Genomic DNA, 16,794 nt, shown 5'->3' with positions numbered 1-16,794 from the left:
GGGGAAAACCTTGATTTTTATTGGTTTAGTTCCCCAACCGATATATAAACGTAGTTTTTCTATTTTTAGTATGTGAATTATACGGTCTTTTGCGTTTTTTCCCGCAAAAGCACGTAGTTACCGGTAATTATGGTACTGCCGGTTGGCATTTTGAAGAAAAGCCTTGATCTTATGGGTAAGACGGTTGATGGTGCCGGCAGCGGAAGGAGATGAGACAAGGTTTTGCTGCAGATCCCGGTCGGTTTTATATTGATATATATATTCTGCCTTATTACTGGCCACATTAAAGCCCAGCACATAGGCAGTATCAATAGCCTGGTATAAATTACCATCCATTTTGCAGAAAACAGTTTTATTTAAAGAAGCGCTGTCTAAAAGATTGCCACCATAACTCAACAGGCTATCGTTGCTGCGGCCAAGGGCCAGAATGGTACCCAGTACATCAAACTGGCTCACCAGTGCAGTATCTGTTTTCTTTTTACGCTCAGCCGGGTTAAATATAATAACAGGAATATGCTGTTCGGTGATGGCATTAAAATGAATGTGCTTATCATCAGGCATTAACCAGTGATCGGGGCAAAAAATAAAAACAGTGTTGTTAAACCATGACTGGTTTTTCGCTTCATTAAAGAATTGGTGCAGGCTGTGATCATAGTAAGCCATGCTCTTCATAGGATCACTGTAACCGGCAGGTAGTTGTTTTTCAAAGCCCGCAGGCAGGTCGTAAGGATAGTGCGTAGACACATTATAATTGACCGCGAAAAAAGGCGTAGCGGTTTTATCCAGTTTTTGCTGCATAAAATGCAGCACATATTCATCGTGTACGCCCATGGTATGTGTGGGCATGTTTTGATAACCGGGAATATCCGTTTTACAGTAATACTGCTGAATGCCCACCCAGTTGCTGCATTTGGCAAAACCAAAATTGTCGTAATCATCACCAATACAAAAAAATGAAGTGTAACCATTTTTCTGTAAAGCACTGCCCACCTGTGTTATCGGCATATTGGTAAAAGAAGAATGATACAGGGGAATATCTGTAAGTGTAGGTGTACCTGCCAGCACGGCTGTAATGCCTTTGTTGGATTCATGTGCATAGCAATAAGCATGCGTAAAAAAAGTACTCTGCTGCAGGAGTGAATCAAAAAAAGGCATGGCAACTTTATAAGCACTGCTGCTGTCGAAAAAATCGTAGGGCACGCTTTCCATGATGAATAAAACAATATTCTTACGGGCAGTGTCCTGCATGTTCAAAACCGGTTTTTTATTGACGGGTACCAATGCTTCGGCTTCGGCAACAGGCATGTAATCTTTAATGACAATGTCGTGACCATTGCGGAAAACAGAATAACAAAAAGTATGAAAGGAATTTTGCACTACCAGCAATTGCTTACTGTTTAAACTGGTAAGCGGGTAAGTGGGCACGGATAATTTTTGCAGTTTGCTGCTGAAAAAAGGAATAGATAACAGGAATAGCAAACACAATAAACTCATTGCAGTGCAACGCTGGCCATTGATAAATCCACGCAGCAGCCCGTTACATAATTTTGAAACCAGCACGATAATACACGCCAGCAGCAGCAAAAAAATAAGAATGATGAAAAAATTAAAATGAAACAGCTGACCAAAAGGATGATCGAGCACATACAACAGGTCGGCATTAGCCCTTTGAAAATGAAAACGGTAATAAAAAATATCAGCCAGGTTTAAAAATAAAGCAATGCAGTTGATGGTAATAAAAACCGGCACAATAAAGTAGCGCAATAATTTAACAAAGCCCCACCTGCCCAGCTGTAATAAAAATAATAACGGAATATTAATGATACAGATAACCAGCAGGTCGTACAACAATGACCAGCCGGCCATTTGGAGTTTTTTGCTAGTACTTAAAACATCTGTACCATCAAATATAAAATGATAGTTGTACCAGTAAAATATTATTTTTAATAAGGAATAGATGCCAAGCAGGATCAATACCAGCAGGATGAAAGCTTTGTTATCTTTCCAGGCAGTATTGCCGGAAGCCGGTAAAAATTTAAATTTCATACTACAGAAAAATTCATGACCTGGATTCTGAAAAACAAATATAAGTTAATGGCCCTGATTGTTGCAGGGCTGCTGCTGACAGACGGGCTGCTGCACAAGGGGCTGGTAAGGGTGATGCTGACAAAGGATTTTCCTGATGCGCCGGTACCGGTTACGCAATCACCTCATAAAGCAGTACTCATCAACACCAATAAAGAATGGATAAAAGCCATTGATACAAAAGAATTAATGAACAAAGTACCGGTGGCAGCTCCGGGGGTGGAAGTGGATCTTTATTACGATACAGCAAAAAAGATATTTGATGTGCATCATGATCCTGATAATTCTATCGGCCTCAATTTTGATACACTGCTTTCGGTATATCAAAGCCGTGGGTTAAAAGCGAGTATTTGGATGGATTTCAAGAACCTGGAAGATAATAATGCGGCAGCTGCACTGGCAACGCTGCTGCTACTGCGGGATAAATACCAATTGCAAAATAAAATCCTGGTGGAATCAAACCGCGCCGACCTTTTAAAAGCATTTGGCGATAACGGGTTCTATACATCTTATTACACACCCTTTTTCAACCCTTATCTTGCTGATGAAGCCGCAATAAAAAAGCAGGTGGCAGAGCTGGCGGCGGTCATCAATAATTCCACCGTAGACGCCCTATCCGGCTATTATTTCCAGTATCCTTTCCTGCACCGGTATTTTCCTGATTATCCCATCCTGATATGGTCGCCCAACGATAAATGGAGCCTGGTAAACTGGTGGTATAAAAGAAAAGTGCAAAAAACACCCGAAGTTTTTATCGCACTCTACCCCTGAAATGCCTCCCCGCGCTTTTAATTTTTTTGTAAATAATAAATACTTAATTTCGACTTTTAAAAATAGTTAGCTAAACAACTATTTTTTCCTCACAGCCCACCGGGCTTAAAAAAAACGATATGCAAAAAAGGATCATAAAAAAAGTAGCGGTATTGGGTAGTGGTGTAATGGGCAGCCGTATTGCCTGCCATTTTGCAGGCATTGGTTTACAGGTATTGTTGTTGGATATAGCGCCGAAAGATATTGCAGCAGATGCAAAGCCAGCTGAAAAAAATAAAATAGTGAACGATGCATTGGCTGCAGCTATTAAGAGCAATCCATCGCCGGTATATAATAAAGAAGTGGTTAAAAAGATAAAGACTGGCAACTTTACTGATAACATGAAAGATATTGCAGGTTGCGACTGGATCATTGAAGTGGTGGTGGAAAGGCTGGATATTAAGCAATCTGTTTTTACAGAAGTGGAAAAATACCGCAAGCCGGGAACACTGATCACTTCCAATACATCGGGTATTCCCATTCACATGATGGCCGAAGGCAGATCAGACGATTTTAAAAAACATTTCTGTGGTACGCACTTTTTCAATCCACCCCGTTATTTAAGGTTACTGGAAATAATACCTACACCATTCACCGATCCGGAAGTGGTGGACTTTTTAATGCATTATGGCGATTTGTACCTGGGTAAGACCACGGTATTGTGTAAAGACACCCCTGCATTTATTGCCAACCGCATTGGTGTATTTGGCATGATGGCCATTATGAATACCATGGAAAAACTGCAGCTGAATATCGATGAGATAGAAGCATTGACGGGCCCTGTGATCGGTCGTCCTAAATCAGCCACCTTCAGAACGGCAGATGTGGTGGGTATAGATACATTGGTAAAAGTGGCTAAAGGCGTGGCAGATAATTGCCCTGGTGATGAAGCGAAAGCAATCTTTGCAATACCAACCTGGCTCAATAAAATGATAGAAAATAACTGGCTGGGTGATAAAACAGGCCAGGGATTTTTTAAGAAAACAAAAAGCAGCACCGGCGAAAAAGAAATACTAACACTCAACCTGCAAACGCTCGAGTACGGACCCAGGCAAAAACCAAAATTCGCCACACTGGAAACTGCCAAGCCTATCGATGATCTGAAAACACGATTGAAGGCATTGTATGCAGGAACCGACAAGGCGGGAGAATTCTATCGCCAGTTCCACTATAATTTATTTTCGTATATCAGTCACCGTATACCGGAGATCAGTGATGAACTGTACCGTGTGGATGATGGTATGATGGCCGGTTTTGGATGGGAGATAGGGGCATTTGAAAGTTGGGATACACTTGGGGTTGCTAAAACCACCGAAGCCATGAAAGCCGCTGGATATAAAGTGGCAGCATGGGTGGAAGAAATGCTGGCAGCCGGAAATACTTCTTTTTACAAAGTGGAAAACGGAAAGCGTTTATGCTATGACGTTAGTAGTAAATCATACAAACCCATTCCTGGTGGTGATGCATTTATTGTGATGAAGAATTTTGAACACCAAACCATCTGGAAGAACAGCGCCTGCCGTACTTACCATTTAGGCGATGATGTGCTTGGCCTGGAATGGTATACCAAAATGGGCAGCATTGGAGGCGAAGTGCTGGAAGGGATACAAAAGTCGATCTCGTTGGCAGAAGAGAAATATAAAGGACTGGTGATAGCTAATGATGGCGCCAACTTCAGCGCCGGTGCGAATGTGGGCATGATATTCATGCTGGCCATTGAGCAGGATTATGATGAGATCGATATGGCCATCCGCATGTTCCAGAGTACCATGATGCGTGTACGCTACTCCGGTATACCGGTTGTATTGGCACCACATGGACTGGCATTGGGTGGGGGTTGCGAAATTTGCCTGCATGCAGATAAAGTGATACCGGCTGCAGAAACCTATACTGGCCTGGTGGAAGTAGGCATTGGCGTGATACCCGGCGGCGGTGGCACCAAAGAATTTGTATTGCGGGCCGCTGACGAAATGCATGATGGCGAAGTGGATACCTTAACATTGCAAAACCGTTTTTTAACCATCGCAACAGCAAAAGTAGGCACCTCTGCTTTTGAAGCATTCGACCTGGGTATTTACAGGGAAGGAAAGGATGTGGTAAGTATTAACCAGGGCCGCCGTATTGCGGAAGCCAAACAATCTGTAATTGAGCTGTACGATGATGGGTATGTAATGCCTGTGCAGCGCAATGATATCAAAGTTTTAGGGCGTAGTGCACTGGGTGCTATGCATGCCGGCATCAATGGTATGTGGCGTGCCAATTATGCCACCGATCATGATGTTACCGTAGCCAAAAAACTGGCCTATGTAATGTGTGGCGGCGACCTGAGCGAACAACAACTGGTAAGCGAACAATATTTACTCGACCTGGAACGGGAAGCTTTTTTAAGTTTAACCGGCGAGAAAAAAACATTGGAAAGGATACAGAGTGTATTGAAAAGTGGAAAGCCGTTGAGGAATTAACACGGTCTGACGCCCACACGGTCTGACGCCCTCGTCTGACCGTGTACTCCCTGATCTGACGCCCCGTCTGATCAGGAAATCTAAACCTTCTCTTCATGAAAGCCTTAACAAAAAAGTTAAGCCATGAAGTTCTTACCCGAAAATGTTTACCATGTTTACAACCAGGGCAACAACCAGCAAAATGTATTCATAAAGGATTTTCAGTTCCTTTATTTTTTACAATTATACAAAGATCATGTGTCGCCGCATTGCGAAACACTCGCCTGGTGCCTCATGCACAATCATTTTCATTTTATGATCTATGCCGATAGCAGGTGCCTGGAACTAAAAAAGCAGGGTGGCTTATTATTAGATCCTGTTACCAATGGCTTCAGGAAAACATTGAGTACCTATGCACATGAATTCAATATTAAAAATAACCGCAGTGGTGCATTATTTCGTCCCAAAACAAAAGCAGTATGCCTGAATGATGAAGCAGAACAGAATAATCGTTTTATCAACCGGCAGGATTATTACAATAACGTATTTCATTATATCCATAACAACCCAGTAGACGCAGGAATGGTTTCCCAACCAGAACAATGGAAATGGTCTTCCTATCGGTTCTATACTGGATCACGATCTAATTCGATATGCAATAAGCAACTGGCATTGCAGGTCTGCGGCATGATCTGACGCACATGATTCTGACGCCCTCGTCTGATCATGTCACAAGCATATGGTCTGACGCCCCCGTCTGACCATGTGCCAAACGCCGGACCCGGCGTTTCCGCCAGATCAACTACACGGTCAGACGAGGGCGTCAGACCGAGTACAATTTTCAATACATTTGTCCCCTAATATTGCAGCATGAAAAAAACAATCCTTTCGCTGGCGTTACTGGCCAGCATTACTGTATCTGCCCAAAACAAACTCCTTACCATGGAAGACGCCATGGTAAACAACCGTACCACACTTGCAGCAGAAAACCTGAAACAACTGCAGTTTGTATATGGCACCACTGATTTTGTGTACCTGAAAAAGATCGACGGAAAAGATACCTGGGTAAAGGGAAATATGAAAACCGACCCTGCTCCATTTCTTACACTGGAACAACTGAATGAAAAAATAAAGAATGCCGGTTATGGCGAACTGAAGACAATGCCTGCCATCCAGTTCAATGCATCCGCAGAATGGATATTTACAGTCAATGGTAATAAGATCGCATTCAACCCGGTTACTAATCAAACCAGGGAAATAATAAAGAATACCATCACCGGTAAAACAGCTGTAGAAGAAAGCAATGCAGGATTTGTGGCTTATGTAGATAATGATAACCTGTATGTGAATTCTGCAGCTTATGGCAATAAGCAGGTAACGAAGGACGGCAGTAAAAATATCGTGTATGCGAAATCGGTACACAGGGATGAGTTTGGTATCAGCAAAGGAACTTTCTGGAGCAACAACGGCAAACTGCTGGCCTATTATAAAATGGATCAGAGCATGGTGACCGATTATCCTATCATCGACTGGACCCAATATCCCGCTGTAAATGAAAATATCAAATACCCGATGGCAGGCGGCAACAGTCATCATGTAACGGTAGGGGTGTATAATGCGGTCATCAATTCCACTACCTGGATAAAGACCGGTTTTCCTGCCGACCAGTATCTTACCAATATTGCCTGGAGCCCGGATGATAAATGGGTATATATTGCTGTACTGAATAGGGCGCAGGATCACATGCAATTGAACCAGTACAATGCCACTACCGGCGAACTTGCAAAAACATTGTTCGAAGAAAAAGATGAAAAATATGTGGAGCCATTAGTGCCCATGTTATTTGTAAAAAATAACCCGGGCCAGTTTATATGGCAAAGTAACCGCGATGGATGGAACCATTTATACCTGTACAATGCTGATGGTACACTTGCGAAGCAATTAACCAAAGGCAACTGGGAAGTACTGGAAGTAAAAGGATTTGATGCCAAAGGAGAGAATTTATTTTATACTGCTACAGAAGAATCACCCATCACCAAAAACCTTTACCAGGTAAATTTAAAGACCGGGCAATCAAAAAAGATAACAACGGCATCTGCGGTTCACGTTACACAGGTAAGCAGCGATGGTACAACTGTAATTGATGCGTATGCTTCAACCACCAATCCAAGAACGATACAGTTAACAGAATTAAAAACCGGTAAGTTTAAACAATTATTACAGGCCTCCAATCCACTGGCAGATTATACATTGGGACAGCTGAGCATCTTCACCATAAAAAACAGCACGGGCACCGATCTGTATTGCAGGCTGTATAAACCGGTGAATTTTGATTCCACCAAAAAATATCCTGTGATCGTGTATTGGTATGGAGGCCCGCATGCGCAAATGATACTGAATGGATGGAACGGTGGTGCAAGTGATTATTGGTTTCAGTATATGGCAGAAAGAGGTTACGTGGTATTTACATTGGATACAAGGGGCAGCGACAACCGCGGCAAAGCATTTGAACAAACTATTTTCCGCAGGGCGGGAGAAGCACAAATGGAAGATTTGATGGATGGCATTAATTATTTAACTGCGCAATCATTTGTAGATAAAAATAATATGGGTTTGTTTGGGTGGAGCTATGGCGGATTTATGACCACTGATTTTGTGTTGCATCATCCCGGTGTGTTTAAAGCAGCAGTAGCAGGCGGGCCGGTAATGGACTGGAAACTATACGAGATCATGTACGGTGAAAGGTATATGGATACACCACAGGAAAATCCTGAAGGATATGAAGCAACCAATTTGATCAAACAGGCCGGTAAATTAAAAGATAAATTATTACTGATTCATGGCCTGCAGGACCCGGTTGTGGTGCAGCAGCATTCCGTGAATTTTGTAAGAGCATGTATAGATGCCGGTGTACAGGTGGATTATATGATCTATCCCGGTCATGAGCATAATGTATTAGGAAAAGATCGTGCACACCTGTACCAGAAAGTGACGGACTATTTTGTAAATAATTTGAAGTAGTGCCCCGAAATTCCTTTTCGGCCGTGCATCGAAATTCCTTTTCGATCAGTGTATCGAAAATTCTTTTCGATTTTTTGCAGCCGAAAAGAATTTTCGGCACACGATACAACCTTCCTCCCTCCTTGCTTATCTTATTAATAAGCCGGGGCAACCACCGGCATATCCAATGCCGACACACAGAATATTTTACACCCGGAATCTACCCCATATTCAACCTCGTGAAGAAACCTTCTTCATCACATACCGGTTAGCAGATTCCATACCAATGACTAAACTGAAAGAATGGGATGCCATCAAAAGACAAAGGCTGGAAAAAGCAATAACGAAAGAAGAAAAATACAAGGAACAAAAGCGCCACTTCGGTTTAATGGATACGTATCTTGATAAAAACTTTAACAAGCCTTATTGGCTCAGGGATAACGATATTGCTGCAATCGTATCGGCATCTTTGCATTTTGGCGACGGAAAGTTGTATAAATTGTGGAGCTATTGCATTATGCCCAATCATGTACATTTGGTGATAACAACATTAAAAGATGCGCCGCCATTGTATACGATAATGCAGAGGCATAAGCGGCATACAGCAGTGGAGTGTAATAAGGTATTAAGAAGAATAGGAAAATTCTGGACACATGAAAGCTATGATCATATAGTAAGAAAAGAAGGAGAATTTAAACGGATCATTTTTTATACGATCAATAACCCGGTAAAAGCCGGTTTAATAAAAAACTGGAAAGAATGGAAATGGACTTATGTTGACCCGGAGCTGGGTTTTTAATGCCCCGAAAATTCTTTTGGGCGTGTATCGAAAATTCTTTTCGATCAGTGTATCGAAATTTCATTTCGATTTTTTCAGGCCGAAAAGAATTTTCGGCAAACTAAAATTCTACCGAAAAAAAATTTCGGTAAACTATGGGAGAAGCACAACTTATCAAAGCAACCAATCAACTCGTCATTCGTGCCGTGATTATTATTTACGGCGATGCAGCAAATGAAGAGATCGCAAAATTTATTGCTGCTGATATTGCACATTACTGGAACGAACCAGGCGCCAGGGTGCAGGTAAAAAAAGAATGGTATGATGTAAACTTTGAAATGAGTGGCGTATATGAGCCCTATTTAATGCCCGAAACAGTATATGAAAATACCGATCCCCGCAATAATTATTTCCGGGTAGAAGAATATGCCGCAGGAGATATTTCCTTTGTAGATGGATTGAACAGTAATACCGGTTATTTTAAACTCGCTAACCTTTTACATAATTCCACCACGGCGGCACATGAATTTGGGCATACCATTGGACTGGATCATCCCAATGAATTGGATATACGTGGCAACGGAACACCGGGCATCATGTATCCGCGGGGTACATTGGTTGACCCGGAATTTCAATATTATCCCGAAGTACCCGCAGGAACCAATGGCGGCACACTCAATCCCTATAAACGAAAAGTTTTACCGGCGGATATTGCAGACCTCAAACTGCATAAACTCGATTTTGACAAGAATGGTTTTGCAGTAGTGGGTGGTTTTTCATCTATATGGCACGAGAAGCAAGTGCCGTAAATTTACCATTGATAATATTCTGCTTTTTACAGCAATACAAAATCCCTTAACTTCAATCCCTAAATAATATCACCAGCCATGTCTGTTCTTACAATAGAAAATCTATCCAAAAATTACGGGGCCATAAAAGCTTTGCAACAGGTTAGTTTTACCGTGCCTTCGGGAACTGTGTTTGGTATACTGGGTCCTAACGGAAGTGGTAAAACCACCTTGCTGGGTATTGTAATGGATGTGTTGAAAGCCAGCAGCGGTGCATACTCCTGGAATGGCGAACAAAGCAGTGCTGCGGTGAGAAAAAAAATAGGTACGCTTTTAGAAACGCCCAACTTTTATCATTACCTGAGTGCGGAAGATAATTTAAAGATCGCTGCAAGGATCAAAGGCAGGGGAGAAGAGGATATTGATAAAGTATTACAAACCGTGAACCTGTACCAACGCCGGACTTCAAAATTCAGCACTTACTCTTTGGGAATGAAACAGCGGCTGGCTATTGCATCAGCATTGCTGGGTGATCCGGAAGTGCTGGTATTTGATGAACCCACCAATGGCCTTGATCCCGCAGGTATTGCAGAGATACGTGAACTGATAAAAGAATTGAACCGTAAAGGCAAGACCATTATTATGGCCAGCCATATACTGGATGAAGTGGAAAAAGTTTGTAGTCATGTAGCCATCATTCAAAAAGGCGTTTTAAAAACGGTGGGTTCGGTAAAAGAAATAATGACCGGATCGGCAAGTACTGATACCGCTTCTACCGTGTTGATAGAAGTAAGTGCAGATAATAATGATTCATTAGCAAATATTTTGCGGCAGATGAGTGGTGTGCAGGACGTGCATTTGTCGGAGGATTACTTGCAGGTTATCTGTAGCGAAACGATTACTGCTGCACAGGTAAATAAGTTTTGTTTTGACAATGGCATTGTGTTAAAACGCCTGAATGAAAAAAGGAAATCATTGGAAACAAGATTTTTGGAAATTACTGGTAAACAAAGTGATCGATAAATTAACTCAGTTAAAAATAAATTATGTTTAATCTTTTTAAAGTAGAATGGCTTAAGATCAAAACTTACCGTACTTTTTGGGTGCTGTTTTTAGCCTTTATAATATTATTCCCGGTTGCATTTTATTTCTCTGCCAGTAAGTATATGGAGTCGTTATCCAATTCTGGTCGCATAGAAGAAGAAATGCTCAAGAGAATGATAGAATCTCCATTTGTGTTTCCTAAAGTTTGGCTTTCGGCAAGCTGGATGGGCGGGTTGTTTTTTGTATTGCTCGGAATGCTTTTTATTTTATTAATTACAAATGAAGTGCAATATCGTACACACCGCCAAAATATTATTGACGGATGGAGCAGAATGGATTTTTTAAAAGCGAAATTTTCCATCCTTATATTTTTTGTGTTGGTAAGTACCGTACTGGTTTTCTTATGTGGGTTATTGGTAGGTGTTATATTCTCTTCCACCAAAACTAATATCTTAGAAGGTATATATTTTGTGGGATATTTTGCTTTAATGGCAACGCTTTATTTAATGCTGGCCTATTTAATAGCTATTTTAATAAAGCGTACCGGCCTTGCGATTATTATTTACTTTGCTATTGTATGTATTGTAGATAATGTGCTTTGGTTGATATTTACTTTAAAAGGAAGCCAGCTGGGTTATTTTATGCCACTTGAAGCAGCAGATTCATTAGTACCCAATCCTTTTAAACCAAAAATGATGGAACGGCGAACTGTAGAAGACTACACGTTGATCATTGCAGCAGTGCTTTATATCAGCGCCTATTTTTGGGTGATCATTAATTATTTCCGTAAAACAGACCTTAAAACCTAGTTGCGTTTTACCAGGTCTTCCACCGCAGCATCAATAGTATTAAACTCAAAAGCAAAACCAGCATCCATAATTTTTTTACAGCTGGCATCAGTGCTTTTTAAAATTTCAATACTGCGCCCACCCAGCATTATTTTTAAAATAAAAGACGGTACGTGTACGGGGATATAGAATCGCTTCATTTTTTTTGCAAGCGTCAGTGTGAGCGTTTTATTATTCACCGGTGCAGGTGCGGCAGCATTATAAGCGCCCCCTGTTTTCTCATTTTCGATAGCAAACAAAAACAAACGGCAAAGGTCAGTGATATGTATCCAGCTGATCATTTGTTTACCATTGCCCAGTATCGCAGCCACACCCAGTTTCAATGGTGTCATAAATTCTTTTAATGCGCCGCCATGCTTACTCAGCACAATACCGATCCTGAATTTTACCAGCCTTTTTCCAAGGGCGGTAACCGGTTCTACGCTTTCTTCCCATAACCGGCAGGTCTCTCCTAAAAAGCTGGTATCGGCAGGCTCTTCTTCTGTATGCACAGTACCTGTTGGCTGGTACCAACCAATTGCACTGGCGCTTATTACCGATCGTACTTTATTGGAATTTTGTTGCAAACTATTCACCAGTAAACGGGCGCTGTCGGCACGGCTGCTGACGATCTCTTTTTTATAAGCCTCCGTCCATTTTTTTTCCATTACCCCTGCCCCGGCCAGGTGAATGATATGATCTGCCTTTTGCAAAGCCGCAATATCCAGCTCCTGTTTTTTTACATCCCATTTTGCAAAACTGGCGCCATTACCTGCTGTTTTTCCGGTAATATCCCTGGTCAGTATGATCACTTCATGCCCCTTGCCGGTTAAAAAAGCTGTGAGCGCCTTACCCACCAGTCCTGTACCGCCTGTAATTAAAATACATGCCATTTTTATAAAAATTTAACGCTTTATGTAATCCAAACACTCCCTTCATCCTGTAAATGTAATTTAGTGCCATTGATTTTTAAATCGTAATTTTAGTATAAAGACCTTCGCTACATGAACCGAATACTTTTTAACCTCCTGTTGTTGCTGCTGTTGCCGGCTGCTGCCCTGTGCCAAAAAATCACGTATTCAGATTTTGACCAGGAGGATAACCGGGATATCAATTTCGAGATCATCGGTAAAATGAATGGCAATTTCCTGGTGTACAAGAATATCAAATGGCGCCACAAGATCAGCATCTTGGGCGATGACATGAAAATAAAGGAAACCGTGAAACTGGATTTTATCCCTGATAAGACCTTTAACGTGGATTTTGTGATCTATCCCAAATTCTTTTACATGATCTACCAGTATCAAAAAAGAAATATCCTGCACTGCATGGCGGTAAGAATGGATGGGGAAGCCAAAAAAATATCGGAACCGGTAGAGATAGATACCACGCAGATACCGATGATGGCAGACAATAAGATCTACACCACCATCCACAGCGAAGACAAGCAGAAGATCATGGTGTTCAAGATCAATAAAAAGAATGATCACTTTAATATCGCAACCCTCTTGCTCGATAGTAGTTTGAACCCCCTTAACAGGAGCAGGCGGGAACTGGATTACAACGACCGCAAGGATACGTACAGCAACTATACACTGGATAACGATGGTAACCTCGTTTTTACCCGTGATGGAAAGAACGGCAACAGGGATAACAGCAACAGCCTGAGCCTGGTGATAAAAGAAGCCACGCAGGATACTTTCGCCTACCACGAAATAGATCTTAAGAACTCCTACATCGACGAAGTAAAACTGAAGGTCGATAACCTCAACAAACGCTATATCCTCAATTCATTTTATTACAAAAAGAACCGGGGAAGTATTGAAGGAATGTTTACTCATATTTGGGACAGGGCCACTGCAAAACCATTCATAGAGCAGTTCACTGTTTTCAGCGATTCATTAAGGGATGAAGCGAAGACCAATGGCCAGCTGCGTTTTGCAATGGACGATTTTTTTATACGGCAGGTATTTGTAAAAAAAGATGGCGGCTTTTTGCTTACAGCAGAAGATTATTCATCGCAGGGCCGCAGCGGCGGTAACCCCTGGAACCGCTGGGATTACCTGAATAATTATTATTACAGCCCTTATTCATCATCGTATTATTACAACCCTTATTTTAATAACTATAACTATTACCGGCCATTAAGCAGTTATGGATATAATCAAAGTGTACGTTATTACTATGCCAATATCGTTATATTCAGCATGGATAAAAATGGCGCACTGGAATGGAGCCGTGTGATACACAAGGACCAGTTTGATGATGATAATGAAAACTTCTTATCCTTCTCTACCATGAACAGCGGTGGCGAGATACATTTTTTATTCAACGATGATAAGAATAAGAACCAGATCATTTCCAACAGCAGCATCTCACCATCTGGTGTACTTACCCGCTACGCTACCTTAAAAAGCCAGGAAAGAGGCTACCAGTTCATGCCCAGCCTCAGCAAACAGGTGGGGGCCAACCAGCTCATCATCCCCTGCGTGTACAGGAGCTATATCTGTTTTGCCAAGGTGGATTTTTAATACCGCAGCAGCGTAAAAAAACTTTTATTCATTGCAATAATTAACCACCTTTGCAATAAATTTTTCATTACTAATCATTAATGCGCTGTGACCGGCACTTTTAAAGCCAACAATCCTTATAATACGTTCCTGCTGCTGGTTTATGGCATATTGCTTAAGCTGCCCATGTTCCTGTACCCCAGGGTGCCCAAGGAACAGTTGATAGACGGCTTTTTATACCGGGCGCTTTTAAAATGGCTGCAGCCCATTGCCGGTGGGTTTCCTGTATTGTACGCCATTATTGCATTTGTTTTATTATACACACAGGCCATTTCGTTTAACAGGATGGTGAACGAACTGCGGCTGATGCAAAAGCCCAATTACCTTACCGGCATGAGTTACCTGCTGGTTACCTCCTTATTCTCCGAATGGAATATGCTTTCTTCACCGCTCATCATCAACACACTGCTGATATGGGTATGGGCACGCATGAGCGGCCTGTACAACGACGCCAACCCTAAAAGATCATTGTTCAACATCGGTATCGCAATAGGTATTGCCACATTCTTTTATTTTCCATCGCTGGCTTTTGCAGCGCTTATTATTTTTGGCCTGGCGCTGATCCGCCCCTTTAAATTATCCGAATGGCTGATAGCGCTGGTGGGTATCATCACACCGTATTACTTTGTGTTATCCTGGTTTTTTTTAACGGACAAATGGCAGAATTATAAGTTCCCGGGTATTGCAGTGACAAGCCCCAAATTCAACCAGACCAACTGGGCCTATGCCGCCATTTTTATTGTATTGCTCACCAGTATTGCTGGCTTTTTTTATGTGCAGCAAAATTTCAGGCGGCAGCTGATACAGGCCCGCAAAAGCTGGAACCTTGTGTTCTTATACCTGGTGGTGGCCGTGTTCATTCCCTTTATCAATGCTACTCATACTTTTGAGTACTGGATATTATGCGCCGTACCACTTTCCAGCCTTTTGGGCGCCGCCTTCCTCTATCCCAATAAAAGACTGGTGCCGCTGGTGCTGCATTGGGTAATGGTGGCGTTTGTGATCGCTATCAGCTACTTCGTGAAATAAATATCGAATGTGCGAATGGCGGATATTGAATGTTTTTAAAACTGAAGGTTAGAAAATATTCACATCCCTATTCGATATTTACACATTCGATATTCCAACATTCGATATTCCAACATTCGACATTCTTCCATTCGATATTCCCACATACTTGTTTTACCTTTGCCATCTAAAAAATTCTGATTCATGAAATTTGGCGTTGTAGTTTTTCCCGGCAGCAACTGCGACAGGGATATGATGGAATCGCTGCAGCATGATATGCAGCAGGAAGTGATACAGCTATGGCATAAAGACAAAGACCTGGGCATGTTCACCACAGATGATTGCATTGTGCTGCCCGGTGGTTTCAGCTATGGCGATTACCTGCGTTGCGGCGCTATTGCCCGCTTCAGCCCCATGATGCAGAGCGTGATAGAATTTGCCAAAAAAGGCGGTAAAGTGCTGGGTGTGTGCAACGGATTCCAGATATTATGCGAAAGCGGCCTTTTACCGGGTGTATTGCTGCGCAACAGCCAGCAACAGTTTGTTTGTAAGAATATATTCATGAAAGAAGCAGCTGCGGAAAGCTGCCAGGCTTTGAAAATTCCGGTAGCGCACGGCGAAGGAAGGTATTTTGCCAACGAAAAAACACTGGAAGAACTGGAAATGCACCGCCAGATCATTTACCGCTATTGTGATGAAAATGGTAAAATAACCAAAGAAAGCAACCCAAATGGCGCCATTCACAACATAGCAGGAATCTGTAACCGCGAAAGAAATGTATATGGTATGATGCCACACCCCGAAAGGGCAACCAGCAGCATTTTAAATAACCAGGATGGGAAGAATGTGTTCAATCACCTGTTTGGTATAAATTAATGTTAAAAGGACAGGCCATAAAATAGCTGGCAAGTAATTGGTAACCATATATTTGTAATTTTGTATCTTAAAATAAAAAGATGAAGAAAATATTTTTTGCACTGGTTATAATGGTAACGGCGGTTACTGTAAATGCCCAGATACTGAACCCGGTAAAACTGAGTTATTCAGCTAAAAAAACAACCGGCAATCAATACGAATTGCATATCAAAGCCACGATCGATCCCAAATGGCATTTGTATTCCACTCAGAACCCGGATGGCGGGGCAGAACCCACCGCTGTTAATTTTACTGCAGTAGAAAAAGTAGGTAAGATCAAAGAAAAAGGCACGATGAAAACCGTTTTTGAAAAAGCATTTGGTGTGAATCAGAAATATTTTGAAACAACAGTAGAGTTCATACAGATCGTAAAAGTGAAACCAGGCACCAAAAAAGTGGCTGGTAGTATCGAATACGAAGTGTGCAACGACAAACAGTGTCTGCCTCCAAAGGAAGTTGCATTTGAAATAAGTTTGTAAAAACGGTTGCAAAAAAATACGGAGGGTAACGATTGTTATCCTTTTTTTT

Annotated in this window: 14 protein-coding genes; 12 read left to right on the top strand and 2 right to left on the bottom strand. The window is 41.8% G+C overall.

What is annotated here, in order from left to right; translation table 11 throughout:
* Nucleotides 1-117 precede the first annotated feature (117 nt).
* Nucleotides 118-2,046 (bottom strand): LTA synthase family protein, encoded by a 1,929-nt coding sequence (locus tag QM738_RS01920; protein ID WP_462274990.1) that lies wholly within the window; start codon nucleotides 2,044-2,046, stop codon nucleotides 118-120.
* A 48-nt stretch (nucleotides 2,047-2,094) separates the two neighbouring features.
* Here QM738_RS01920 and QM738_RS01915 point away from each other — a divergent pair, with 48 nt between their 5' ends.
* The 8 genes from QM738_RS01915 to QM738_RS01880 all read left to right on the top strand — a co-directional run bounded on the left by QM738_RS01915 (nucleotide 2,095) and on the right by QM738_RS01880 (nucleotide 11,755).
* Nucleotides 2,095-2,856: a hypothetical protein gene (locus tag QM738_RS01915; RefSeq protein ID WP_462274989.1), complete on the top strand. Its 762-nt coding sequence runs from the start codon at nucleotides 2,095-2,097 to the stop codon at nucleotides 2,854-2,856.
* Nucleotides 2,857-2,975: 119 nt separating this feature from the next.
* On the top strand, nucleotides 2,976-5,357 hold the full coding sequence (locus tag QM738_RS01910; RefSeq protein WP_462274988.1) for a 3-hydroxyacyl-CoA dehydrogenase/enoyl-CoA hydratase family protein: 2,382 nt from the start codon (nucleotides 2,976-2,978) through the stop codon (nucleotides 5,355-5,357).
* A 123-nt stretch (nucleotides 5,358-5,480) separates the two neighbouring features.
* Nucleotides 5,481-6,032: a transposase gene (locus tag QM738_RS01905; protein ID WP_462274987.1), complete on the top strand. Its 552-nt coding sequence runs from the start codon at nucleotides 5,481-5,483 to the stop codon at nucleotides 6,030-6,032.
* Nucleotides 6,033-6,206: 174 nt separating this feature from the next.
* On the top strand, nucleotides 6,207-8,357 hold the full coding sequence (locus tag QM738_RS01900) for a S9 family peptidase (protein ID WP_462274986.1): 2,151 nt from the start codon (nucleotides 6,207-6,209) through the stop codon (nucleotides 8,355-8,357).
* 265 nt (nucleotides 8,358-8,622) lie between these two features.
* Entirely contained in the window at nucleotides 8,623-9,135 is a 513-nt protein-coding gene (locus QM738_RS01895) for a transposase (RefSeq protein ID WP_462274985.1), read from the top strand.
* A gap of 134 nt (nucleotides 9,136-9,269) precedes the next feature.
* Nucleotides 9,270-9,923, top strand: coding sequence for a peptidase M10 (locus tag QM738_RS01890; RefSeq protein WP_462274984.1), 654 nt, complete (start codon nucleotides 9,270-9,272; stop codon nucleotides 9,921-9,923).
* A 78-nt stretch (nucleotides 9,924-10,001) separates the two neighbouring features.
* Complete coding sequence (locus QM738_RS01885; protein ID WP_462274983.1) at nucleotides 10,002-10,925, top strand: ABC transporter ATP-binding protein; 924 nt, start codon at nucleotides 10,002-10,004, stop codon at nucleotides 10,923-10,925.
* 23 nt (nucleotides 10,926-10,948) lie between these two features.
* A complete protein-coding gene (locus tag QM738_RS01880; RefSeq protein WP_462274982.1) occupies nucleotides 10,949-11,755 on the top strand; it encodes an ABC transporter permease in 807 nt (268 codons plus the stop codon).
* Here QM738_RS01880 and QM738_RS01875 read toward each other — a convergent pair.
* Nucleotides 11,752-12,666 (bottom strand): TIGR01777 family oxidoreductase, encoded by a 915-nt coding sequence (locus tag QM738_RS01875; protein WP_462274981.1) that lies wholly within the window; start codon nucleotides 12,664-12,666, stop codon nucleotides 11,752-11,754. The genes QM738_RS01880 and QM738_RS01875 overlap by 4 nt on opposite strands.
* Before the next feature lie 111 nt (nucleotides 12,667-12,777).
* Here QM738_RS01875 and QM738_RS01870 point away from each other — a divergent pair, with 111 nt between their 5' ends.
* The 4 genes from QM738_RS01870 (at nucleotide 12,778) to QM738_RS01855 (ending at nucleotide 16,745) form a co-directional block, all read left to right on the top strand.
* Entirely contained in the window at nucleotides 12,778-14,304 is a 1,527-nt protein-coding gene (locus QM738_RS01870) for a hypothetical protein (protein WP_462274980.1), read from the top strand.
* A gap of 87 nt (nucleotides 14,305-14,391) precedes the next feature.
* Nucleotides 14,392-15,372 (top strand): DUF6427 family protein, encoded by a 981-nt coding sequence (locus tag QM738_RS01865; protein WP_462274979.1) that lies wholly within the window; start codon nucleotides 14,392-14,394, stop codon nucleotides 15,370-15,372.
* Between the two features lie 183 nt (nucleotides 15,373-15,555).
* The gene (gene purQ / locus QM738_RS01860) at nucleotides 15,556-16,227 is read left to right on the top strand and encodes a phosphoribosylformylglycinamidine synthase subunit PurQ (RefSeq protein ID WP_462274978.1); all 672 of its coding nucleotides are present in this window, start codon (nucleotides 15,556-15,558) and stop codon (nucleotides 16,225-16,227) included.
* Nucleotides 16,228-16,307: 80 nt separating this feature from the next.
* Entirely contained in the window at nucleotides 16,308-16,745 is a 438-nt protein-coding gene (locus QM738_RS01855; RefSeq protein ID WP_462274977.1) for a protein-disulfide reductase DsbD domain-containing protein, read from the top strand.
* Nucleotides 16,746-16,794: the final 49 nt, after the last annotated feature.

It is taken from the genome of Ferruginibacter sp., from assembly GCF_049840995.1.
GTDB lineage: Bacteria > Bacteroidota > Bacteroidia > Chitinophagales > Chitinophagaceae > Ferruginibacter.
The sequence above is the reverse complement of the archived record's forward strand: the minus strand, read 5'-3'. Positions and strand labels throughout refer to the sequence as shown.